The 23782-nt window shown below is 49.5% G+C and carries 20 protein-coding genes and 1 pseudogene; 16 read left to right on the top strand and 5 right to left on the bottom strand.

All coding sequences use genetic code 11. The features are described 5' to 3' along the window. Positions 1–39 precede the first annotated feature (39 nt). From KKF06_01850 to KKF06_01810, 9 genes are all read left to right on the top strand, one after another. The gene (locus KKF06_01850; GenBank protein MBU1616510.1) at positions 40–3066 is read left to right on the top strand and encodes a hypothetical protein; all 3027 of its coding nucleotides are present in this window, start codon (positions 40–42) and stop codon (positions 3064–3066) included. Positions 3067–3105: 39 nt separating this feature from the next. Next, positions 3106–5736 carry a hypothetical protein gene (locus tag KKF06_01845; protein ID MBU1616509.1) on the top strand — a complete coding sequence of 877 codons (2631 nt, stop codon included), beginning with the start codon at positions 3106–3108 and terminating at the stop codon, positions 5734–5736. Next, complete coding sequence (locus tag KKF06_01840; GenBank protein MBU1616508.1) at positions 5733–6845, top strand: hypothetical protein; 1113 nt, start codon at positions 5733–5735, stop codon at positions 6843–6845. Before KKF06_01845 ends, KKF06_01840 begins: the two co-directional genes overlap by 4 nt. 131 nt (positions 6846–6976) lie before the next feature. Next, the gene (gene glnA, locus KKF06_01835; protein MBU1616507.1) at positions 6977–8308 is read left to right on the top strand and encodes a type I glutamate--ammonia ligase; all 1332 of its coding nucleotides are present in this window, start codon (positions 6977–6979) and stop codon (positions 8306–8308) included. After that, a complete protein-coding gene (locus tag KKF06_01830) occupies positions 8309–9007 on the top strand; it encodes a GAF domain-containing protein (protein MBU1616506.1) in 699 nt (232 codons plus the stop codon). 126 nt (positions 9008–9133) lie between these two features. After that, complete coding sequence (locus KKF06_01825) at positions 9134–10714, top strand: FMN-binding glutamate synthase family protein (protein ID MBU1616505.1); 1581 nt, start codon at positions 9134–9136, stop codon at positions 10712–10714. A 92-nt stretch (positions 10715–10806) separates the two neighbouring features. Further along, entirely contained in the window at positions 10807–13356 is a 2550-nt protein-coding gene (locus KKF06_01820; GenBank protein ID MBU1616504.1) for a cation-translocating P-type ATPase, read from the top strand. A 31-nt stretch (positions 13357–13387) separates the two neighbouring features. Next, positions 13388–14758, top strand: a complete 1371-nt coding sequence (locus tag KKF06_01815; protein ID MBU1616503.1) for a DEAD/DEAH box helicase — start codon at positions 13388–13390, stop codon at positions 14756–14758. A 42-nt stretch (positions 14759–14800) separates the two neighbouring features. After that, positions 14801–15271 (top strand): hypothetical protein, encoded by a 471-nt coding sequence (locus KKF06_01810; protein MBU1616502.1) that lies wholly within the window; start codon positions 14801–14803, stop codon positions 15269–15271. Here KKF06_01810 and KKF06_01805 read toward each other — a convergent pair. Next, a complete protein-coding gene (locus tag KKF06_01805; GenBank protein MBU1616501.1) occupies positions 15268–15696 on the bottom strand; it encodes a hypothetical protein in 429 nt (142 codons plus the stop codon). The genes KKF06_01810 and KKF06_01805 overlap by 4 nt on opposite strands. A gap of 190 nt (positions 15697–15886) precedes the next feature. On the opposite strand from KKF06_01805, the gene KKF06_01800 reads away from it, so the two are divergent. The 5 genes and pseudogenes from KKF06_01800 to KKF06_01780 all read left to right on the top strand — a co-directional run bounded on the left by KKF06_01800 (position 15887) and on the right by KKF06_01780 (position 18625). Further along, a complete protein-coding gene (locus tag KKF06_01800; GenBank protein MBU1616500.1) occupies positions 15887–16312 on the top strand; it encodes a pyrimidine dimer DNA glycosylase/endonuclease V in 426 nt (141 codons plus the stop codon). Next, a pseudogene (locus KKF06_01795) lies at positions 16313–16402 on the top strand (YjbQ family protein). Positions 16403–16436: 34 nt separating this feature from the next. Continuing rightward, entirely contained in the window at positions 16437–16910 is a 474-nt protein-coding gene (locus tag KKF06_01790; protein ID MBU1616499.1) for a tryptophan-rich sensory protein, read from the top strand. A 103-nt stretch (positions 16911–17013) separates the two neighbouring features. Then, positions 17014–18051: a serine/threonine protein kinase gene (locus KKF06_01785; GenBank protein ID MBU1616498.1), complete on the top strand. Its 1038-nt coding sequence runs from the start codon at positions 17014–17016 to the stop codon at positions 18049–18051. A gap of 7 nt (positions 18052–18058) precedes the next feature. Continuing rightward, the gene (locus KKF06_01780; protein ID MBU1616497.1) at positions 18059–18625 is read left to right on the top strand and encodes an epoxyqueuosine reductase QueH; all 567 of its coding nucleotides are present in this window, start codon (positions 18059–18061) and stop codon (positions 18623–18625) included. On the opposite strand, the gene bioD is transcribed toward KKF06_01780, so the two are convergent. The 4 genes from bioD to KKF06_01760 are packed head-to-tail and all read right to left on the bottom strand — an operon-like array spanning position 18606 to position 22435. Continuing rightward, entirely contained in the window at positions 18606–19208 is a 603-nt protein-coding gene (gene bioD / locus KKF06_01775; GenBank protein ID MBU1616496.1) for a dethiobiotin synthase, read from the bottom strand. The two genes, KKF06_01780 and bioD, sit on opposite strands and share 20 nt — an antisense overlap. After that, the gene (gene bioF / locus KKF06_01770) at positions 19169–20365 is read right to left on the bottom strand and encodes an 8-amino-7-oxononanoate synthase (protein MBU1616495.1); all 1197 of its coding nucleotides are present in this window, start codon (positions 20363–20365) and stop codon (positions 19169–19171) included. Before bioF ends, bioD begins: the two co-directional genes overlap by 40 nt. Continuing rightward, the gene (gene bioB / locus KKF06_01765) at positions 20359–21348 is read right to left on the bottom strand and encodes a biotin synthase BioB (GenBank protein MBU1616494.1); all 990 of its coding nucleotides are present in this window, start codon (positions 21346–21348) and stop codon (positions 20359–20361) included. Before bioB ends, bioF begins: the two co-directional genes overlap by 7 nt. 19 nt (positions 21349–21367) lie before the next feature. After that, positions 21368–22435: an outer membrane protein assembly factor gene (locus tag KKF06_01760; protein MBU1616493.1), complete on the bottom strand. Its 1068-nt coding sequence runs from the start codon at positions 22433–22435 to the stop codon at positions 21368–21370. 24 nt (positions 22436–22459) lie between these two features. Here KKF06_01760 and KKF06_01755 point away from each other — a divergent pair, with 24 nt between their 5' ends. After that, the gene (locus tag KKF06_01755; protein MBU1616492.1) at positions 22460–23098 is read left to right on the top strand and encodes an alpha/beta hydrolase; all 639 of its coding nucleotides are present in this window, start codon (positions 22460–22462) and stop codon (positions 23096–23098) included. Further along, on the top strand, positions 23091–23782 hold a 692-nt coding region (locus KKF06_01750; protein ID MBU1616491.1), incomplete at its 3' end, for a methyltransferase domain-containing protein. The genes KKF06_01755 and KKF06_01750, both read left to right, overlap by 8 nt.

Below are 23782 nucleotides of genomic sequence, written 5' to 3'. Positions count from 1 at the left end.
AAATCACCAGAACTCAAGTTACCAAAGGAGTCAGAGAAGATGAATTTTAACATTGACAAGCTTAAGGTCTATACCAGCGTGGTCCTTGTGCTTTCCTACATTGCTGCTTCCCAATCGGCCAGTGCCGCTCTTTCCCGGACTGTCACTAACTGTGCCGATTCTGGTCCTGGCTCTCTTCGCCAGGTAATGACCGACACCCAGGATAGCGATCAGATAGTTTTTGCCATAACGACCCAAGAGGGAGGATATTCTGCTGGCCCCGGCTTTCCAGGGTTGGTAGTTAGTGAAGTTCCAGGCAAGAAATGGTTTCGGATAGTTTTGAATTCCGGACTGCCTGTTTTAACCGCTAGCGGGGTCTCAATAAATGGTTCGACTCAAACTGGAGAGGCGGATAATAGTTCCGGTCCGGAAGTGGAAGTCCGGGCCAATGCCACCTCTTTTACTGATGTTTTTACCATTAGCGGAAACAATAACACGATCGAAGGTTTGGCTATCAATAAATATGGCTCTGGCAACGGTAAATTGGGGAGTTTGATAAATATTAATGGAGCGCGAGGGAACCTAGTTCGAAGCTGTTATCTGGGGACAAACGCGAGCGGCGACATGGCCGCTCCGCTTGCTTCAGATATCGGTGTTTATATCGCAAATGGGGCCAATAATATTATTGGAACAGCTGGCTTAGGGAATGTTATTTCTGCAAATGGTCTATATGGGGTTTGTGTTGCCGCTGGTCAGGAAAATAAAATTGCCGCTAACTTTATTGGGACCGACCGGACCGGGACAATAGACCTGGGAAACACTTATTACGGTGTTTGGTTATATGACGGCGCAAACAATAATACTATAGGCGGCCGGGATTCGAATGAAGGAAATGTCATTTCCGGCAACGACAATCTTGGGATTTACGTAAGCGGGACCGGCAGCAACAGTAATGAAGTATATGGAAACATTATTGGGCTTGACCGGACCGGTCGGTTTGATCTGGGGAACAATCAGGAGGGGGTCTCTATTTACAGCGGCGCAAATTTTAATCGAATTGGAAATGGCCAGAACAATGGCCGCAATATTATTTCAGGGAATAACCGGTATGGGGTAGTGATTGGGGCCGATAGCAATGTGGTTGCCGGCAATTATATCGGGACCGATATCGATGGCTTGTCAGCAGTTAGTAATGATTGGGGGGGAGTTTCATTGTATAGTGCCGCAAAGAATAACCTGCTCTATGCCGGCAATGTTATTTCCGGTAACAATGAAGCCGGGATTTCAATTGTTGGAATGGGGGTCAACAGTAATGAGGTTAGCGGAAATACGATTATCGGTAACTCGGGCGATGGCGTAAACATCAGGCAGGGAGCAAAATATAACCGGATCGGCGGGGGCGGAAATATTATTTCCAATAATGGTCATAATGGAGTATATCTGGTAGATCCCGGCACAAGCTACAATGAGTTGTCGAATAATTTCATCGGTATCGACGCGGCCAGCGCGGAGGCTGGTAACAGCTGGTTTGGGGTTTATATCGACAATAAAGCTGGCGCGAATATAATTGGACCGTCTAACGTTGTGGCTTTTAATGGCGACTTTATGCATCCGGCCGGAATATTTTTGAACAGTTCTCAGTCGACCCAGGAATTGATCAGTAGAAATTCTATTTATGAAAATTACGGACGGGGGATCTTGCTCCTTAACGGGGCGAATATTATGATCCCGTCACCGGTGATTATTGCCACTAGTTATAACCAGCCGACCGGCGAGCTGGCGCTGACTGTTTCCGCTTCTCCCAACGCGCGGGTTGAGATCTTTAAGGCGCGAGGCGGACAGGGAGAGAAGTACTTGTGGAGTTTTTCCGCTTCTGCCAGCGGAGAGGTTGATAGTTCGATCACCTGTCCGGGCTTATTGGCCGGCGATACCCTGGTCGCTACGCAACGGGATAATCTTCAGAATACCTCTGAGTTTTCACTGGTAAAAGAGATCAACATTGCCGTTCCTTTTCTTTATCAGCCAGAACTCAAAATTGGGACAAGTGGGTCGGTTTATATGGATGATGAAGCAATTCTTTCTGTCACATCCAAAGAAACGGCCGTGTATTATTTTTCATTGAAGAATCTTGGCAATGTTGCCGATCAATATCTGCTGGAGGCAAACGGACCAGGAAGCGAACACAGCTTGAGAATATTTGACGCTAAGAGCGGAGGAAACGATATAACTGCCGCGGTCCAAGCGGGCAGTTATCCATCTTCCCTTCCAGTTGGAGGACAAATGGAAGGAAGGATTGAGATCTGCTCCATTGGAAGCAGTACGACGACCGCTGAAGTAATACTAACCTCTTCTTCAATTTATGATCCTGGCAAAACCTCTTCAATCAAAGCGAAGGCGACCTTTGTTTTTCCTGATGAACCGCTCCCAGCAGCTTTGGTTTATACCGAATCAGATCTTGGCATGCCTGGAACCCATATCTCAATCCCTGGCGACGCGCTGGTCAATATCCCGGTGATCTCGATTTTGGAGACCGTAAGTCCCGGCCCTCCGCCTCCCGGCTATCATATTGCGGGAAAAGTCTTGAATGTTATTTCTTCGATCAAAGCATTTTCGAAGCCAATAACCATGACTATGCCGGTCAATGTTCCACTTGCCGCCCCGCGGGTGTTTTATTGGGGGTCAGGAGGCTGGAGCCGTGAAGGGATCGAGATTGTTGCCTACGATGATCGATCGGTTACGTTTACTACGAGCCATTTTTCAACTTTTGCTCCTATGGTGGCGCTTGCCAGCAACCTGGTCCGGGTTGCTCCCAACCCATACAATCCAAACAGCGGCGCGGCCGCCAAAATATGGTACTGGCTTGATTCTGCCGCGGCGACGAGCATTTATATCATTGACTTAACCGGAACGATAGTTTGGCAGAATAGCTATTCGGCTGGAGTCCCGGGCGGGAGCGCCGGCGAGAACAATATTGATTTTAACGGCAAAGATAAATGGGGGAGCGTCCTGGGGGATGGCGTTTACTTATATAAGATCGTCCAGGATGGAAAAGTCATCGGCGGCGGGAAGATGGGAATTGTTAAATAAATTGACAGTCATGAAATATTTGGAGATAATCGCATATAAATGAACTGGCGAAATATATTTTACGCTGTGCTATTTATGGTTTTTTTCTCTTCTTCGGGATTGGCCGCCACCCGGACTGTCACCAATTGCGCCGATTCCGGTGTCGGCTCCCTCCGCCAGGCGATCACCGAAGCGGGAGCCGGCGATACCATAGCCTTTGATATTACCCTGGCCAATGCCGGATATTCAACAGGTGAAGCCGGTCCTGGACTGGTGACAACCGAAGCGGGAAGCAACTGGTGGTACAGGATTGTTCTCCGGTCAGGCTTGCCGGATATCACGGTCAATAATTTAACGATCGATGGATCTACCCAAACCCGCGAAGCCTCAAACAGCCAGGGCCCGCAGGTAGAGGTCAGAGCGAGCGTGGAGGCTTCTACTAATGTTTTTTATGTCAAGGGGGATAACAACGTTATTCATGGGCTTGCGGTCAATAAATGCGGTCCCATAGGCGGCCGTGGTGGGTCATTAATTATTATTAATGATGCCGATGGAAATGTTATTAAGGGATGTTATGTCGGCTTATCGGCCAGTGGGGACGCGACCGCGCCCTTGACGAGTAATTATGGTGTTTATATCGTCAATAACAGCAATAATAATTATATTGGCGATGGGACCTCTGCCGGCCGCAACGTGATCTCTGGGAATTATTTTGGCGGTGTTTACTTATATGGCAGCATTGGGAACACGAACAATAGAGTGTTAGGAAATTATATTGGGACAGATCGGACCGGAGCAATTGATCTTAGCGGCGCTCAAAATGGCGTTATCATTTATAGCGTTTCTGGCAACTATGTGGGGGATGGGACGGTTGGCGGCCGCAATGTTATTTCCGGCAACGGATATGGTGTTTATATTTATTCCGATGCCTCGACCAATGAAGTTAAGGGGAATTATATCGGCGTAAACGCTTCCGGCTCGGGCCTTCTTGGTAACGGGTATTACGGCATCTATCTTTCAAGCGGCGCTTTTGGCAATATCATTGGCGGTGCTGATTCTGGGGACAGGAATATTATTTCCGGGAATAATTTAGGGATTTATATTTCAAATTCTAATAGTAATGAGGTCCTTGGGAATTATATCGGCTTGAACGCCGCCGGGACGGCGAAAATCGCCAATAATTATGGAGTGCAGATCAGCGGGACTGCCGTTAGAAATAAAATCGGCAATGGAACGGTTAGCGGCCGCAACGTGATTTCCGGTAATAGTAATCACGGTGTTTACCTGTATGGATCGTCAAGCAACGAAGTTTTAGGAAATTATATCGGCCTAAGCCCGGATGGGCTAAGTTCAATCGGCAATTCCGTTCATGGAGTAGGGCTATATAACGGCACTCACCATAATTATATAGGCGATGGGACAGCCGGCAGCAGGAACGTTATCTCCGGCAACCAGATGTCGGGGATAGCGGTGGTCTCGTCGGACCATAATTATATTATGTCGAACTACATCGGGCTTGGGAGCGATGGGCAAACCAACGTAAAAAACGAGCATTTTGGTGTTTATAGTCTGACCGGCAGTCATGACAATTACTATTATAAAAATAGTATCGCTTATAATGGTAATAGCGCCTATCCGAATGGCATCCAGATAAAAGATTCAAACACGACCCATGAAACCATCTCCCAAAATTCAATTTTTGAAAATTATGGAGAGGGGATAAAATTATATCTTGACTCAAATCTTGGTATCCCATCGCCGGAAGTTTTAACAAATGAATATAATCAGACTACCGGCGCCCTAAAGGTGACCGGGTCCGCTTCGCCGAACGCGACGGTCGAATTATTTAAGGCCTATGGCGACGAAGGTATAACCTATCTTGGCGCTTTATCGGCCGACTCTTCCGGCGCGTTTAACGGTACGATAACCTACAGCGGTTTGCTTTCCGGGGACTATTTGACGGCGACCCAGACCGGACAATTGGGGGACACTTCCCAATTTAGCGCGTCCATGGAAGTGCTGGTCAAGACTTCAACCAAAGAATACTCCAGCTCCGACCTCGGCATTCCCGGGATGACAATTACTATTCCAGCCGGGGCGGCTACGACCGATCCGACGATCACGGTGACTGAAGTCGCCAGTCCGGGGAACCCGCCGGTCGGGTATATGATTGGCGGCAAAGTGTATGACATTGTTTCATCGATCACCAGTTTTACCCTGCCGGTGACAGTGACCATGCCGATCGACGGGCCGCTGGCCGATCCGCGGGTCTACTATTGGAACGGCAGCGGCTGGAGCCGGGACGGGATAACGGTTGTTTCTTACACAGACACATCAATTACCTTTACCACGACTCATTTCACTATCTTTGCGCCAATTGGAGCGCTCTCAAGCAACGTGGTCCGCTTTGGACCAAATCCATATAATCCGAATAGCGGAACAGCCGCTAAGATCTGGTACTGGCTTGATTCTGCCGCAGCGACCAGTATTTATATTGTTGATTTAGCCGGGACGGTCGTTTGGCAGAACAGTTACGCGGCCGGAGCGATTGGCGGGAGTACCGGGGAAAACAATATTGATTTCGATGGAAAAAACAAATGGGGACAAATTTTAGGAGATGGCGTTTATTTATATAAAATCGTCCAGTCCGGTAAAGTGATCGGCGGCGGGAAGATGGGGATCGTCAAATGACAAAAAGATTGTTTGTTATTTCTTGTTTAATGCTTGCAGTTTATTGTTTACAGATGTTTTCCCCTGCTTTTGCTTCCCAGATTGTTGACCTGACTGAGATCGGTGCCGGGTCCAAGCCGCTTGGAACAGGTAATACCTTTAATCCGTCGGATGAAAGCGGCTCGCTTTTTCAAAATCCCGCCGGAATTTCCAATGTAAAAAAATACAGCTTGACCAGTATGAGCGGCAACGTTATGGGTGAGGTCCCATACCTGATGCTTGGCGGCGCTTACCGGACACAATATGGGGTGTTTGGTATCGGTTATATTAACGCCTCGGTCAGCGGGATCAGAGAAGCGACCCTGGTCAATGGGGTTCCGGAGATCACCGGCAACGAAGCGAATTATGGCAGCGGCTCACTTTTGATCGGTTATGCCAATGAAGCAAAAGAGGTCAGGTTTATTAACAATATCAAATTTTTGACCGATCGAAACGCCAAAGTTGGCGCCAGCCTGAAGTTTGTTAACCAGGGTTTTAGTGGCGCGGCCAGTTTTGAAGGAGCGGGTGGAGGCGGGTTTGACCTGGATCTGGGAACAATTATTCCGATCAATGAGCGTTTGACCGGTTCTATTGCTATTAAAAATATTATTCCGGGGAATAACATTCGCGCGGATGAACTCCCCATGACGATTACAGGCGGAGTTGCCTTCAAACTGCCGGACAGAAAATTGTTGACTATTGCTGACCTGTCTTACACAACCCGGGGCTTTTTGTTGCATTTAGGGGCAGAATGGAATCCTTATAAGCAGATATTTTTACGCGGCGGTTTTGACCAAAAGCCGGAGAACATTGATTATTCGTTAGGGGTAGGTACAAAGGTCAAAGGGTTTACTTTTGATTATGCTTACCGGACCTTTGCCGGCCTAAGCGAGATGTCTACCCATTATTTCTCAATCGGTTATATTGGCGAAGATCCACCGGTTAATGTGGTAAAGCCAAAGCCAGTGGTGAAAACACCTCTTCCCCAGCCGCCGGTTGTCCCGAAGCCGGTCATTAAACAGAACGTTAAAAAACCAATTAAAGCACCTGTCATAATCAAGAAAAAACCTGTTTTACCGCTTAAAAAGTAATTAACCTTCACCAGTCTATTCATTGTGCAGTATGGCGTGAGCTTGCTCAAGTTGCATAATAACTAATCATTTACTATAATACATTAATACATTAGCAATTTATATTAGGAGGGTTTTTTGTGACTTTAGACGTGGCGGCTAAAGATGTCTTGGCAAAGGCTCAATCAGATAAAATTAAGTTTGTTTATCTTCAATTTACCGATATCATGGGAGCGATCAAGTCGGTAGCTATTCCGCTTAATCGGGTTTCCGATGTGCTTGATAAAGGGCTCTGGTTTGATGGCAGCTCTATTCTTGGTTTTGCCCGGATCTGTGAATCAGATATGTTTCTTAAACCCGACCCCAACACTTATCAGGTTATTCCCTGGACGGTAGAAGGGCGCAAGTGTGCCAGATTTATTTGTGACATTTTTACTCCGGAGGGGAAACCGTTTGAAGGTGATCCCCGCTATATTCTGCGGAAAGCGATTGCTGAAGCCGAAGAGCTTGGGTACAAATTCTATACCGGTCCGGAAGTCGAATTCTACCTCCTGAAAAAAGAGAACAGCAAGATAACGACCGTTCCCCACGATATTGGCGGCTACTTTGACTATTCGCCCAGAGATATGGCTTCGGATGTCCGGCAGGACATTATCTTTGCCCTGGAAGGGATGGGAATGGTTTCCGAAATGTCCCATCACGAGGTTGGCCCCGGACAGCACGAGATCGATGTCCGCTATTCCGATGCCCTTTCTTCGGCAGATAACACGATCACCCTAAAATACGCGATCAAGGCGATTGCCAACCGGCATGACCTGTATGCCTCTTTCATGCCAAAACCTCTTTATAATCAGGCTGGGTCGGGAATGCATGTCCATCAATCGCTGTTTGATAAAGAAGGAAAGAACGCGTTTTTTGACCCCAATGATAAATACAAATTAAGTAAGCTTGCCTATCAATACATGGCGGGACAGCTTAAACATGCCCGTTCGCTGGCGGCAATAGTCGCGCCGACGATAAATTCATACAAGAGGCTGGTTTCCGGCTACGAAGCGCCGGTCTATATCTGCTGGGCGCAGATCAACCGCTCCGCCCTGATCAGGATTCCTCGTTATTCCCCAGGCCGCGAGCAGTCGACCAGGCTGGAGCTCCGTTGTCCAGACCCTTCGTGCAATCCATATCTTGCTTTTGCCGTGATGCTTAAAGCCGGTTTAGATGGGATTAAAGGGAAGCAGACGCCGCCGGGGCCGGTTGAGGAAGATGTGTATGAATTGGCTCCATCCCGTCTGGTTGAACTCAATGTCGGGATGCTTCCATTCTCGCTGAAAAGAGCGGTCGAAGAATTAAAAGCCGATAAAGTGCTCCAGGAAGCGCTAGGCAAACATACTTTTGAGAGGTTTGTCGAAGCCAAACTGGCGGAATTTGACGATTACCGGATGCAAATAACGCCATGGGAGTTGGACAAATACCTGGAAGCGCTGTAAATGGCCCCCAATAAAACCGCCAGGCATATTAATGGATTGCTCGAGATCAGCCGGGCGATTACTTCAGATATTTACCTTGAAGATATCTTAGGGTTGATCGTGACTGTTACCGCTTCGGTGATGCATTCCAAGATCTGTTCTCTGATGCTGTTAAACAAAGACAATGAGCTAACGGTCAAAGCGACCCAGTCGATCAGTCCGGCGTATAAACGGAAGCCAAATTTAAAAATAGGGGAAGGAGTTGCCGGTTTAGCGGCCCTAGAAAACACCCCGATTCAGGCCCAGGATGTACGTAAAGACCCAAGATATATCAATCGAGAACTCGCTAAAAAAGAAAAGTTATGTTCGCTTCTTTCTGTCCCCATCTCTTTGAAAGGGAAGGTCAAAGGGGTGATCAATTGCTACACTTCTCAACCCCATCGTTTTAGCAAGGAAGAGGTCAGTTTACTGCAAACCGTCGCCAACCAGGCGGCAGTCGCCATAGAAAATACAGAACTGATGGTTGAGACCAAGGTTATTTACGAAGAACTGGAAACCAGGAAAATTGTGGAGCGGGCAAAAGATATATTGATGAAAAATATCGGCGCTTGCGGAAGCGAGGCGTTCAGAATGATCCAGAAACAGAGCATGGACAACCGAAAGCCCATGAGAGAAGTGGCTGAAGCGATCATCCTGGCTGAGAGTTTTCAAAAAGTTTGACATTTGGCCGCCTTTTTAGTAAAGTAATCACTGCGAAACCTCATTTTTGCCTCGCACAATGACGTGCGGCCAAGACGAAGAAGTCCTCAAGAAGGTTAATGTTTTTTATTAAAGGAGAGTATCTTAATGGGTAATTTAATGCGTCCCAATGGTTCAACCGCGACCGACTCCAAGAACCGGATCCAGGAAGTCGCTCCATGTTCAGGCCTTTGTTCAGTTTGTCTCGACGGATGTGCCGGCAACTGCGAAGTATTTCGCTCTTCCATGCGCGGCCGCGAAGTGATCTATCCCCAACCGTATGGCAAGACCACTTCCGGATCGACCAAAGACTATCCGGTTGACTATTCTCATTTAAACATTATGGGCACGGCAGTTGGGGCGGTTGGCGTAGCGCCGGACCCTGATGTCGCTAAATTCCCCAACGTGAATGTTGAGTCGGAAGTTGGCGCCCCGGGCAAACCAAAGATCAAAATGAAAGTTCCGGTCTTTACCGGCGCGCTTGGTTCGACCGATATCGCCCGGGTTAACTGGGAAGGCTTTGCCATTGGCGCGGCGATCTCCGGGATCATGATCGTGGTTGGCGAGAACGTCTGTGGTATGGACCCGAAAGCTGAGATCAAGAATGGCCGGATCATCAATTCACCGGAGCTGGAGCGACGGGTCAAGCTTTATCAAGAATGGAAAGGCGATTACGGCAATATCCTGGTCCAGTACAACGTTGAAGACGGTCGGCTGGGCGTGCCGGAGTATGCCATCGAAAAGCTCGGCGCGGAAGTTATCGAAATGAAATGGGGGCAAGGGGCCAAGGACATTGGCGGTGAGGTCAAATTGCCAACGATAGAGAGAGCTCTTCAGCTCAAATCCCGCGGCTATATTGTTGCCCCTGATCCAGAGAATAAGGCGATCGAAGAAGCCTACGAAGAAGGGGCGATCAAAGAGTTCGAGCGCCATTCCCGCCTCGGGATGGTGTCGGAAGAAGGTTTTGCCGGCGAAGTTTCCCGCTTGCGGAAGGCGGGGGCGAAATATGTCACCCTGAAGACAGGCGCTTATCGGCCGGCTGATCTGGCCCGGGCGATCAAGTTCTCTTCCGATCATCAGATCGACCTGCTCACCATTGACGGAGCTAGCGGAGGAACCGGGATGAGCCCTTGGCGGATGATGTGCGAATGGGGGATCCCGACGATCTATCTCCAATCGATGGCTTATGACATGTGTGAGAAGCTTCGGGCCAAGGGGAAGTTTGTCCCTGACCTGGCGATCGCGGGTGGCTTTTCGCTGGAGGATCATATTTTCAAAGCAATAGCCATGGGAGCGCCATATGTTAAAGCGGTCTGCATGGGCCGGGCGACAATGATCCCGGGGATGGTTGGTAAAAACATTGAACAGTGGATTAAAGAAGGGAAACTTCCCAATACTGTTTCCAAGTACGGGAAGAGTGCCGAAGAGATCTTTGTGAAATATGAAGAGCTTAAGGGGATCTATGGCAAGGACTTTAAGAAGATTCCGTTGGGAGCGGTTGCGATGTACTCTTACGTTGATCGTTTAGCAACCGGGCTCCGCCAGTTCATGGCTGGGGAGAGGAAATTTGCTCTCTCTTACCTGACCCGCGATGATCTTGTTTCCTTGACCCAAGAATGTACACAGGTGACCGGCATTCCTTACGTCATGGACCTTGATAAAGAGATCTGTGATCGGATTTTAGCCTAAATAATTGTTTTAATTGCAGGAGAAGGGTCCCGACGTTAAGTTGGGACCCTTCTTGTTTGAGCGGGAGCGGTTAATTTGATATCATTACCTGAATGAAAGAAGCACTGCTGCAGAATATTAAAGGCCTTTCAGAAAAAGAAGCAGCAAAAAAGCTGAAGATCGAAGGTTATAACGAACTCCCCTCCCAAAAACAGCGCAGATTTTTGCAATCCCTCTGGAACGTCATTCGCGAACCGATGCTGACGCTCCTTCTGGCCGCCGGTGCCATCTATTTTCTTCTTGGCGAATTTAAGGATGCCCTGATGCTGATGACCTTTGTGCTGGTTGTTATCGGCATTACTTTGTATCAGGAGCGAAAGACCGAACATGCCTTAGAAGCGCTCCGAAATTTATCTTCTCCGAGAGCGCTGGTCATTCGCGGCGGAGTTCGAAAAAGGATCCATGGTCGGGAAGTGGTTAGGGGAGATATCATTGTCTTGCACGAGGGAGACCGGGTACCGGCCGATGCAAATGTCATTTTCAATAGTAATTTAATGCTTGACGAGTCCCTGCTGACCGGGGAGTCGCTTTCGGTTGGTAAAAGCGAGTGGGACGGGAAAAGCGGGCCGAAACAAGCCGGTGGAGAGGGGCTCCCCTTTGTTTATTCAGGCACAATGATCGTTCAGGGTCATGGGTTGGGGGAGGTGTTTGCGACCGGAGTAAAAACGGAGATCGGCAAAATAGGAAAAACCTTAGAGTCGATCAAAGAAGAATCTACCCTTCTGCAGAACGAGACATCAAGGATCATTAGAATGTTTGCTCTGGTAGGACTTTTTCTGTGCGCGGTCGTTGTTGTCGTCTATGGCTTGACCCGGGGGAACTGGATCAACGGATTTTTAGCCGGGCTTACTTTGAGCATGGCGATGCTCCCCGAAGAGTTTTCGGTTGTCCTGGTGATCTTTTTAACCCTTGGGGCCTGGCGGCTTTCCAAAAGGCAGATCCTAACCCGCCAGATGCCGGCTATTGAGACCCTGGGTGCGGCTACCGTTCTTTGCGTCGACAAGACCGGTACGCTGACCGATAACAAAATGACCTTGAGCTCACTTTATTGCAACGGGGAGCACCGTGAAACCAAGGGGCTTAAACAGCTGGATGAAAGATTTCACGACTTAATGGAGTTTTCTTTGTTGGCGAGCCAAGCTGACCCTTTTGATCCGATCGAAAAAGAGATCAAAGCGCGAGGCGAACTCTGGCTGACCAATACCGAGCATATTCATCATCGCTGGAAACTGATCAGGGAATATCCTCTTTCCAAAGAGCTGATGGCTTTATCGCACGTTTGGGAGTCTCCCGATCAGCAAAGTTTTGTGATCGCCGCCAAAGGGGCGCCGGAAGCGATCGCTGATCTTTGTCACTTTTCGGCCGACCAGAAAGAAACCCTGGCCGGAGATGTCGCGGCTTTGGCCGAGAAAGGGCTGCGCTTGTTGGGCGTGGCAAAAGCATCGTTCCAGAAAACCGCCCTTCCCGAAGGGCAGCATGACTTTGCCTTCCAATTTATCGGGTTGATCGGTTTTGCCGATCCAATAAGGGAAACAGTACCGGCGGCGATTAAAGAATGTTACGCGGCCGGGATGCGGGTTATCATGATCACCGGCGATTATCCTGGGACCGCAAAATTTATTGCCAGACAGATCGGCCTGAAGAATCCCGGCCAGGCGATTACAGGATTGGAACTTCAGAAAATGGCGCAGCTTGAACTGCAGGAAAGGATCCGCGAAATTAATATTTTTGCCAGGGTAGTCCCTGAACAGAAATATAACATTGTCAGCGCTCTCAAAGCGAATAATGAAGTGGTCGCGATGACCGGCGACGGGGTTAACGATGCCCCTGCTTTGAAATCGGCACATATTGGAGTGGCGATGGGGGAGCGGGGGACCGATGTCGCCCGCGAATCGGCCGACCTGGTCCTGCTTAACGATGATTTTTCTTCGATCGTGACAGCGGTCAGGCTGGGGAGGCGGATCTATGAGAACCTGAAAAAAGCGATCGCCTATATTTTTGCCGTCCATGTTCCCATCGCGGGAATGTCGCTCCTGCCGGTCCTTTTCCAGCTGCCGATCGTTCTTTTGCCAGCTCACATTGCTTTCTTAGAATTGATCATCGATCCCGCCTGTTCGACTGTTTTTGAAGCGGAACCTGAAGAAGAGGGGCTCATGACGCGTCCCCCTCGCTCATTATCAGACCGGCTTTTTGACCGGAATGCTTTAGCCATTAGTCTTCTTCAGGGGTTAAGCGTATTAGCCGTTGTTATGATCATTTTTCTGCTGGCTCTTCTCCTGGGAAAAAGCGCGGCTGAAGCCCGGACGCTGACCTTTGCGACCATGGTTTTTGCCAATTTAATGTTGATCCTGACCAATCTTTCCTGGACACAGAACATTACTTATATCGTCAGGAAGAAGAATCTCGCTCTTTGGCTGGTGGTTTTTGGAACACTGCTTGCTCTTTTTTCGGCTATTTATTTTCCTTTCTTTAGAGATCTGTTCCATTTTGAGATATTATCTGTGAACGACCTGATAATTGCTTTTTTGGGTGGAGTAGCCAGTTTGACCTGGTTTGAGGGTTTGAAACTGTTGAATCGAAAATCACCAAGGTGTTCAGTTTGATTATCATTGATAAAAGAGCTATAATAGTCGTATGAACAACGAAAATCTGACGTTTTACGGGCTTGGCCTGGCTCCCAAGACATTGGGAGTTCTGGAAAAACTTAAATTTACTACCCCAACCCCGATCCAGCACAAAGCTATTCCGGTCGCGGTCGAGGGAAAAGACCTGGTCGGGATCGCCCAGACCGGTACCGGTAAAACACTCGCATTCGGTATTCCAATGATCCAACGGCTAGCGACAGAACAGGGGAAAGGGTTGATCCTGGTCCCAACCCGTGAATTAGCTCTGCAGGTTGAAGAGAGTCTCCGCTTATTTTGCCAGGCTTACAATGTCAGGCCGGCGGTCCTGATCGGTGGCGCTTCTATGGAAAGACAGATCCAGGCCCTTCGCCGCCAGGCGCGCATTATCATTGCGACACCGGGCCGTTTGATCGATCATCTTAGCCAGGGGAACGTTTACCTGGGTGACGCCAGGATCGTGGTCCTGGACGAAGCTGACCGGATGCTCGACATGGGTTTTGCCCCCCAGATCGAACAGGTTTTGAAGACAGTTCCGCGCGAGAAACAAACAATGCTTTTTTCCGCGACCATGCCGGTTGAGATCGTCCGGGTCGCGTCAAAATATATGAAGCTCCCAATTCGGATCGAGGTTGCTCCTCCGGGAACAGCGGCTGAAAAAGTTTCCCAGGAAGTATTTATTGTCAGGAAAGAAGCAAAACTGCCGATGCTTTGCAAGCTTCTGGAACAGTACCGGGGGACGGTCCTGGTTTTTTGCCGGACCAAAAGAGGGGCTTTCCGGGTTGCCCGCGACCTGCAGTCCCGGCGTATTAACGCGGCTGATATTCATTCCGACCGCTCTCTGGCCCAGCGCCGGGAGGCGCTGGAAGGGTTCAAGAGAGGAAAGTACCGGGTTTTAGTCGCGACCGACATTGCCGCCCGTGGCATTGATGTAAAAGGGATCGAGCTGGTGGTTAATTTTGACCTGCCAGATGACAGCGAGAACTATGTTCACCGGATCGGGCGGACCGCCCGCGCCGGCAGCGAAGGTAAAGCGATCTCGCTGGCGACCCCGGACCAGGAGAAGGAATTCCGCAGTATTGAACGGATGATGAAGCTAAGCATTCCAGTTGGCCGTCATCCCGAGATCATGACCGAAGGTTTTGACCGGGGGAGCTCGTCTCCTCCTTCGCGGCATTTTCAGCCTCGCAGAGGGAATAGTCCGTCCCATCGGCCTCAACGTCCTGCCAGACAGTCCGGCTTCAGGAGACCACAAAATCAACCTGAGCGGCCCAGAGCCCCGCTTGCCGAAAGAAAGGAATCGCCGCCAGCAGCGACCAGGCCCCAGAAATACGGGTTTGGGATCGACGACATTCTCGCGGCGATGAAAAAAGAAGGCAAGTAAACTAGAAAGCGTCAGGCTGAAGGTTTATTAGGGGGGAAGCTCATGAAAAAAGTATTTCTGATCTTATTACTGCTGTTAATATCCGCTGCCGCAACCCACGCCAATCCGGACCGATACCGGATCTTTATGGAAAAGGCAGGCTTTTGGGGCGGGAGTTCTTTCATGATGGTCGATACCGAGACCGGCCAGAGCTGGCGATACAACGGCCGGATGTGGGAGCCGATCCCCAGGATCGAAGAAGAGGCGACCGGGAAACCCGATATTTCAGTGATCATGGCGAAGCATGAGGAAGAGGTCATTGCTTTAAATCTGAAACAAGCGGAAGAGATCAAGTTCATCAAAGCGAGGCATGAAAAAGAGATCGCTGACCTTAAGGCGAAGATCAGTTTGGCGGAAAAACCGAAAAGAGTGAAAAGGACGGTATATTATCAGCCCAGACAGATCAAAACGGTGATACCCGGCGAAACAGGGGATAATTCTGACAATGTCCCGCCCGCCTGGTTGACCGACTAATGAGCAATCGATAAGCCGGCTACTCCTGCCGATCCGAACAATTCCGCCAGATGATCGGCCACAAGTTTTAACTCCTTGCCTGACGGTCGTCCGAAATAACCGGAATCGCCATAAAGCTCAATTTTGAACCCATCGGCTGACCTGTTTAGATCAAGAAAAGCTCCGACCATTTCGTTCCTGGAAATGTCTTCAGTTAGGGAGCGGGCGATGCTGCGGTGCGGAGTATCTTCTCCAGCGGCAAGGGCCAGTATTTTCGTCCGCAGGTCAAAAACAAATTTCCCGGAAAAATCGGGGTTTAACGCGAGAAAATCGTGAAGGTTGCGGTTGGTCAGGACAAATGAGCCTTTGAATTGCAGCGCGGCGGCCGGCTTAAAAACAAAACAGCGGCCTCTAGGATCGATCGGATTATTAAACTTTATTTTCATATCTGCCCTAAAGATACAAAAAAACCGGGAAAACAGGCGTTCCCGGTTAATTTGTCTCGACAGAAGTGCCCGCCCAGGGCGGGTCCGCCTATGGCGGAAAAGGTATGTCTTACGCTTCTACCTATATATCGGCAGGTTTTTGGCAAAATTTCACTTCTTCTTTAAATGATAACTGTGATATCATTTTCCTATGCGATTGTGGAGCCTCCATCCAAAATATCTCGACGGTAAAGGGCTGGTCGCTCTCTGGCGGGAGGGGCTTTTGGCGCAGAAGGTTTTGCAAGGAAAAACCACCGGCTATAAGCGCCATCCCCAGCTAACGAGGTTTCGGGCGGCGAAGGATCCCCTTAAAACAATTGGCGCATACTTATCTTTTATTCGGCGGGAAGCGGATGGGCGGGGTTTTGTTTTTGACCGGACAAAGATCGTTGAGCCGGGACTGATCCGCCGGGTCATTACCGTAAACAAAGGGCAGCTTGAATATGAGCGCCGTCATTTGCGGCGAAAGTTGAAGCGGCGCCTGGGAACAGGGTATAATAAACGAACAATGAGATTAGTCCCAAATCCGATATTTAAAGTTATAACCGGAAAGGTTGAAAGCTGGGAGAAGCTGTGATTGGATTTTGGTCCATGGCAGCAGATATTTTATGGCGAGTTTGACGGGCAGAGGCGGAAACGAACAATCGTTAAAGTTATGGGAGAATAGGTGATTAGGAATTGGGTTATAAGGAGGAAGAACTATGTTAATTAAAGCGGTTAAATTGCTGATGGCGATTGCTCTTTGCCTGGGAGCCGGTTTTATCGGTTCGGTCTATACAATGCCATCGATCCCGACTTGGTACGCGGCGCTTAATAAACCTTTTTTTAATCCCCCAAATTGGCTTTTTGGGCCGGTTTGGACCCTGCTGTATTTAATGATGGGTCTTGCCGCCTATTTGATCTGGGAAAAAGGGTGGGGAAGCAAAGAGGTTAAGCTTGCCTTTCTCCCTTTTGCCCTTCAGCTCGCCCTTAATGTTGCCTGGTCGGTCGTCTTTTTTAGCCTTCATTCCCCCTGGGGGGCGTTTATCGTAATCGTTTTCCTCTGGTTGTTGATCCTGGAGACGATTATCCGCTTCGGTAAGCTCTCCAGACCAGCTGCCTGGCTGCTAGTTCCCTACATCCTCTGGGTTAGCTTTGCTTCGGTCTTGAACCTGGCGGTGGCGATTTTGAATTGACCTAAAAATGGGCATAGTGTAGCCAAAAACAGGTTGTTGTAGGCTGCCATTTAATGCAATATTTTCTCTGCGTATTACGATAATACTTATATAGGGAGTAGCTATGACCACATTACCATCATTAAGATCATTAGTTAGAAATGCCGAGGCTAAAAAAGCGCATATACCGGCGCACCATTTGGTGAAACCAACTCTGGGGAAAGGTGTTTCATTAGGGAAATATACACTTGAAAAAATAGTTGGTCAGGGTGGTTATGGACAGGTTTGGGAAGGGCTTGATCCTTCCGGAAAACGATACGCGTTAAAAATTGATACATTACAGCTTGGGCTTGATATTAATTGTACCGATAATACTGAATTTAATAATTTCTCTCAAGTTATGGCGACTGGTGGGCACTCGTCAATTATTAATTATTTCGGACGGGAAGAATCATCTGGTCTTTCATTTTGCGTGTTGGAATATTTGGATAGGGGGGATCTTTCTAAGATTATTAAAGAGCATGGCGGGATTGAACCCTCTGGTTTGCCGCATTTATTGGCTTTGAATTATTTAAGGCAGATCACCAGCGGGCTTGGTTACTTGCATAGTATTGGATTGATCCATAATGATATTAAGCCGGAAAATATTATGATGGATGAAAATGGAGCCTTAAAATTGATTGATTTAGGGGTGGCGAGCAGTTATCCAATAGGGATTCATACTGGAACACCTAAGTATTATTCTCCAGAAAAAGCAAAGATGTCTGAAATTGACCAAAGAGCTGATATTTTTGCTCTTGGCATAACCTTTTTTATGATGATTTTCGGCCGACATCCCTTTGCCGTCAGTGGTGATAGTGAAGAGAGAATCCTTTGGAATGTAATGAACGAAAGAAGACCATCATTGCGAATATATTCTCTTCCCAAAGAGACGCGTCAATTAATGCATGGGATGCTTGCCCCGGAACTGGGCTCTAGGATAAAATCTTGTGATGATATCATTAGAATGATAGATCTTGCGGAAAAGTCTATGCCAAAGAAAGAGAGCCGTTGGCGAAGGGTGCTTGGCAAAATATTTGGTGTTGCGGATAGAATTATGTTTGGTCTCTATGATCTTGTTGATAGAGTTAAAGATGTAATCTTTAGGCCAACCACGTTATAATATAAATATGGATAGGCTTCTCCTCAATGTCTGCTGTGCCCCGTGCGCTTTGCCGATCATTGACTATTTGATCAATGTTGAAAAGCGGCGTCTTGAGCGGTTCTCCCTATATTTTTACGGACCAAACATCTACCCGGAAGCGGAATACCTGAAACGGCTGGAGGAGGTCAGGCGAATTGCCGTTCAATACGGAATAAACTTCATTGAAGGGGGATATGACCACAATAGTTGGCTGGTTTATCTGAAGGAGCGTTTGGGGTCGCCATTGGAAAATTACGGAGAGAATAGCGAGCGCTGTCAGCTCTGTTTTAAGTTCCGCTTGCTTAACACCGCCGAATTTGCCGCCGAAAACGGATTTCAGGAATTTGCCGCCACTTTAAGCGTTAGCCGGTTCAAGGATGTTTCGGCGATCAATGCGTTTGGCGAAGAGCTGGCCCGGGAATATAAATTGAAATACCGAACTTTTCCGTTAAATGCCGACGAGGCCCATAAAAAGGGATTGGTACTAACCAAAAAGTTCGGTGTTTACCGCCAAAAATACTGCGGCTGTGAATTCAGTTTTTCTCCCATTTAAGCCTGCCGATCACCGGAACCCCGCTTAACTCTTCGATCATCTGGGCGTTTGTCCTTTCGGAGAGTTCTTTTCCCCGGAAGCCATTTATTATTATTCCCATGATCTCGATCTCCTGATCTTTTAAGGCGCCAACCGTCAGCAGGGTGTGGTTGATCGTCCCGAGCCCCGCCCGGGCGACTATTATAACCGGTAGTTTTAACTCTTTGATCAGGTCGATAACGCAATAGTTTGTGCTGATCGGGACCGCCACTCCGCCAACCCCTTCCACCAGGACCATTTGGCGGCGTTTGGCCAGTTCCCGGTAGGCGGCAAAGATTGGCTTGAGGTTGATCTTTTTCTTTTCCAGCCGGGAGGCGGCCAGGGGTGAGAGGGGAGGTTTGAGGTGAATTGGGTTGATTAGGTGAATAGGATCCTTTAACTTAAGCTTTTTTTTAAGGAGAACGGCGTCATTGTCCGGTCCGCAGGAGATCGGCTTCATGATCCCAACGTCGAGCCCTTCCTTCCGGAATTCCTCGGCCAGATATTGGGTGACGTAGGTCTTGCCTACGCCGGTATCAGTTCCTGTAATGAAGATGCCAGGCATTCTAGGTCCTCCTTGGTGTGTTCGCTGGTGAGCGTGATCCGCAAACGGGCTTCTCCGTCCGGGACGGTTGGCGGGCGGATAGCGGAAACGTAAAAGCCCCGCTCGTAAAGTTGTTGCGAGACTCGCATCGTCCGCTCGTTGTCGCCGATGATTATTGGAAATATCGGGCTTTGCTGCTCCAAGGAACCGGAGGCTGAACGCCTTGGTTCCTTGGAAACCGCGACGTTTAGTCGCAGGTTTCCAAGAAGAGTGTTGGCCAAACAAATATTTTGTTGCAACCTCTTTTTTCTTTCCGGTTCCGCTTCGATCACTTCTAATGCGGCAAGCGCGGCGGCGCAGGCGCTGGGGGGGAGGGCGGTCGTGTAAATAAAACTGCGGGCTTTGTTTCGTAAGTGATCGATCAGCTTCGCCTCGCCGGCGATAAACCCGCCCAGGCTCCCCAGCGCTTTGGACAAAGTCCCCATAATAATATCGACCTGCCCTTTTAAATTGTAATATTCTTCCAGTCCCTGGCCCCTGGGCCCGATGGTTCCTGTCGCATGCGCCTCATCGATCATGGTGACCGCGTCATATTTCTTTGCCAGGGAGAGGATCTCGGGGAGTGGGGCGAGATCCCCATCCATGCTGAAGATCGAATCGGTCACGATCAGCCGTTTTTGGCACTTAGCCGATCGTTTTAAGACCGCTTCTAAAGAAGCCAAGTCGCGATGTTTATATACCTGGAGCCTGGCTTTAGAAAGGCGGCAAGCGTCAATAATGCTGGCGTGGTTGAGCCGATCGATGATGATCGTATCGTTTTCGCCGGTTAAGGCGGAGATTACCCCCAGGTTGGCCAGGTAGCCGGTCGAAAAGACCAGCGCCTCTTCCCGGCCTTTAAAAGCGGCGAGCTTTTTCTCCAGTTTTTCGTGCAAAAGGGTGTTGCCGGAGATCAGCCGCGAAGCACCGGCCCCAAAACCGAATTCGCTGGTTGCCGTGTTGGCTGCCGCGATCACCAGCGGATGATTGGCCAGGCCGAGATAGTTGTTGGAACAGAAATTGAGGAGCTTTTTGCCATCGATCTCGATCAGACGCCCGGTGGAGTTCGTGACTGTTTTAAAGGAGCGATAAAGTCCGGTTTGTTTCAAGGCTTCAAGCTCCTGATCGATAAATTCTAACACGCGGTTTTCTCAATCTCTAAACCAAGCGCCTTGATCATTGCCAGGTCCTGCTCGGCCGATTGGCCGGTCGTGGTCAAATAATTACCCACCAAAGTAACATTGGCCCCGGCAATGAACATTAGTGGTTGCAGCGTTCCCAGTGACTTTTCTCTTCCTCCAAAAAGACCAATATCCTTGTTTGGCATGATGAAACGGTAAGTAGCGATCAATCGCAAGACCTCCAGCGGAGTAATTGGTCGGTGCTTAGCGGCGGCGGGAGTTCCAGCGACCGGATTGAGAATATTGATCGGGACCGAATCAACTTCAAGTTCACGCAGGGTCATTGCTAATTCAACTCTTTGTTCCAGCGATTCCCCCAGGTTAAAGATCCCGCCGGCGCAGACCGCCACTCCTTCGGCTTTGGCGTTTTTGATGGTGGCAACCCGCTCGGCAAAAGTGTGAGTGGTGCAAACATTGGAGAAATAACTTTCTGCCGATTCAAGGTTGTGATGAAGTTTTTTCAGCCCGGCCGCTTTCAATTGGCGGATAGTTGGCCGGTCAAGGATCCCGAGCGAGACACAGCGGTTCATCCTGGTCGTGTTGCTGATCTTTTTAAGCGCCCCGGAGATCTCGTAGATATCTTTTTCGGTATTGACCCCTCGTCCTGATGTGACGATCGAAAAACAGGTGGCCTGCTGTTCTTTTTCCGCTTTCCTGGCGGTCGCGGAGATATCCTCGGCCGGCTGGAGAGGATAGACTTCGGCGCCGGTCTGATAGTGTCCCGATTGGGCGCAGAAGGAACAATTTTCGCTGCAGCGGCCCGATTTGGCGTTGACAATGGCGCAGAGCCGGACCTTGTTCCCCTTGAAATGATGACGCAGTTGGTTGGCGGCAGAGAGCAGGGCAAACGTCTGCTCGTCCGGGGTCGAGATTAGTTCCAGTCCCTCCGCTGGTGCCAGCTTTTCCCCGCCAATTAAGCGATTCGCCAGAGATTGATAGTCCATAAAATAATTATAGCACCTTCTAAAACGCGTGGTTGTAGTAGAAAGTGACAAAACCCCCTTCGTTGCCGATGCTGTAATCGGCCCGGAGGGTCATGGTCGGCAGATAGAGCCTGACGCCAAAGCCATAATCGGTCGCCCAGGAATTCAGGGCAAACATTCCCGCCCGGTCGTAGACCCGTCCGCTGTCAAACAGGAGCACCCCGCCAATCGCCCAGAAGATCGGGAAACGATATTCCAGGTTGACCATGCTTGATCCCAACCCCCGGAAGCGATACCAGGGATAGCCCCGCAGGTTATCCCGACCGCCGAGAGTCGCGTATTCATAGAGGGGGATGGCTTTCCCGCTTAATTGCGATAAGGAGAGTCGCCCGGCAATTGCTTGTCCGGGGTAGGGGAGGGGGAGAGTTCGGGCTGCTTCTCCTTTCCAGCGGACAAAATCAGCCGAGCTGCTTCCAAGATCGAGGGAGCAAGAGAGCGACCAGCTCTCTGTCGGGTTAAGCAGGTTGTTAAACGATTCGCCCTTTAAAAAAAAGCTGGCGACATAATACTGCCGCAAAGTATTTTCTAGGTCGGCGGTGATCGGATTGAGCTGGTTGTTGATCTTGAAGAGGGAGTTATTTGAGGCGTGGAGTTTGACCCCCAACCGGAGCTCTTTGGTGACCGGTTTGGTCAAATAAAGGCGGAGATTGGCATAGTCATTGTTATAGCTCGAATAATTCTTGTCAGGGGTCCCCATCCCCAAACCGTAAAACCGGTCATCAACCGCTGTCCCGACTGATAGCTCGGCATCGATTGCCAGAGGGACTTTGATCGGATCATAGCGCCGCTCCTTGCTGGGAAAAGCTCCGGCCAGGTTGATCTCCCGGGCGCCGCTGTCGACGAAATTAAAGTAGGCGTTGACCAATTCGCCCCGCTGGAAAAGATTGGAGCTGGCGCCAAATAAACCAAACATCGTGCCGATCGAGGAGTCGTAAAAAGCGTAAGGGAGGACATTGTACGAAAAAGACTCTTCCGCCAGCGCCGGCCGAGAGAAAAAGACCAGGGCGAACAAGAGCAGGCACGCGGTAATCCTTTCTTGATAATTCATCCTGAAAATTATAACATAGAGAGTATGGAAATCGTTTATTTACATGGTTTTGCCATTGGTCCAGGGATCTGGGAGGGGCAGGCAGCCGGTTTGACCCCGGAACTCTGCTTTGAAGACCTCTCCCTTGAAGCGCGTCGTTTGGCCGAAATGCTTCCGGCCGAATGCTGTTTGGTCGGTTGGTCAATGGGGGGGATGCTGGCGATCAAAACCGCGCTGCTAGCCCCGGCCAAAGTTGCCAGCCTGGTCCTTGTTTCCACTACTCCCAGGTTTTTAAACAACGAAAGTTATACCTCCGGTTTGCCTCCCGCGCTTTTGAAGCGGTTGGCCAAAAAGATCAAGGACCACGGCCTGGACCCATTTTACGAATTGGTCTTTAAGGATAGAGGGGGAGTTGCCCAGCTAAACCTGCCGCGTGATTCGGCGATGAAAGAGCTGGCCGAACTGGCCCAAATTGATTTACGCGATGAAGCAGGCGAGCTTCGTTTGCCGACTTTGATCGTTCACGGATGCGATGATGAGATCTGTCTACCAGCGGCGGCCGATTTTTTTGATCAGACCATTCCGGAAAGCAGACTAGCCATGCTCAAGGGGGTTGGCCACGTCCCCCAGGTTGAAGCTCCGGAAGAATTGCGCCGGTTGATAGCGGGGTTTGTCAATGAATAAAGAAATGGTCCGGGCCAATTTTTCCCGCGGCGCTTCTTTATATGACGATCAGGCTTTTTTGCAAAAAGAGCTCTCCGATCAGCTTCTGGCGATGCTGGTTGATTGTTCCCCCACCAGGATCCTTGATCTGGGGTGTGGAACGGGTTATTTGACCGGGCTTTTGGCCGAACGATATCCGCTGGCTTTGGTTGTTGGGATAGATATTGCTCCAGGCATGATCGATGCCGCCCGGGAGAGGAGCCACCCAAATATCAGATATGTTGTCGCCGACGCGGAAAATTATACCGAGGGAAGATACGATCTGATCGTTGCCAACGCTGCCCTGCAATGGATGGACCTCTCTCTGATATTCAGTAATGTGCTAAAATTACTCCTTCCTGGCGGACGGTTCGTTTTTTCGACATTTGGCCCCAGATCTCTTGGAGAGTTAAAGGCTTGTGGTTTTCGGGTCAATGAATTTCCGTCCCTGGAAGCGATCGCCGCTCAACTGGTCCCTTTTTCCAGGAAGCAATTACAGGATGAGCTGATCGGGCAGACTTTCCCGGGGGTCAAAGAACTGGTCGGTCATTTGCGTTCTATTGGCGCAAATAGCCCAACGGCCAGGATAGCTGGCCCGGCGATCAGGAACCGGCGGCGCCTCCCGCGGCCGTTTGCGGTAACGTATGAAGTGATCAGGGGAGTAGC

This window comes from Candidatus Margulisiibacteriota bacterium (assembly GCA_018822365.1).
GTDB lineage: Bacteria > Margulisbacteria > WOR-1 > O2-12-FULL-45-9 > XYB2-FULL-48-7 > XYB2-FULL-45-9.
This window is presented reverse-complemented; position numbering and strand designations above follow the sequence as displayed.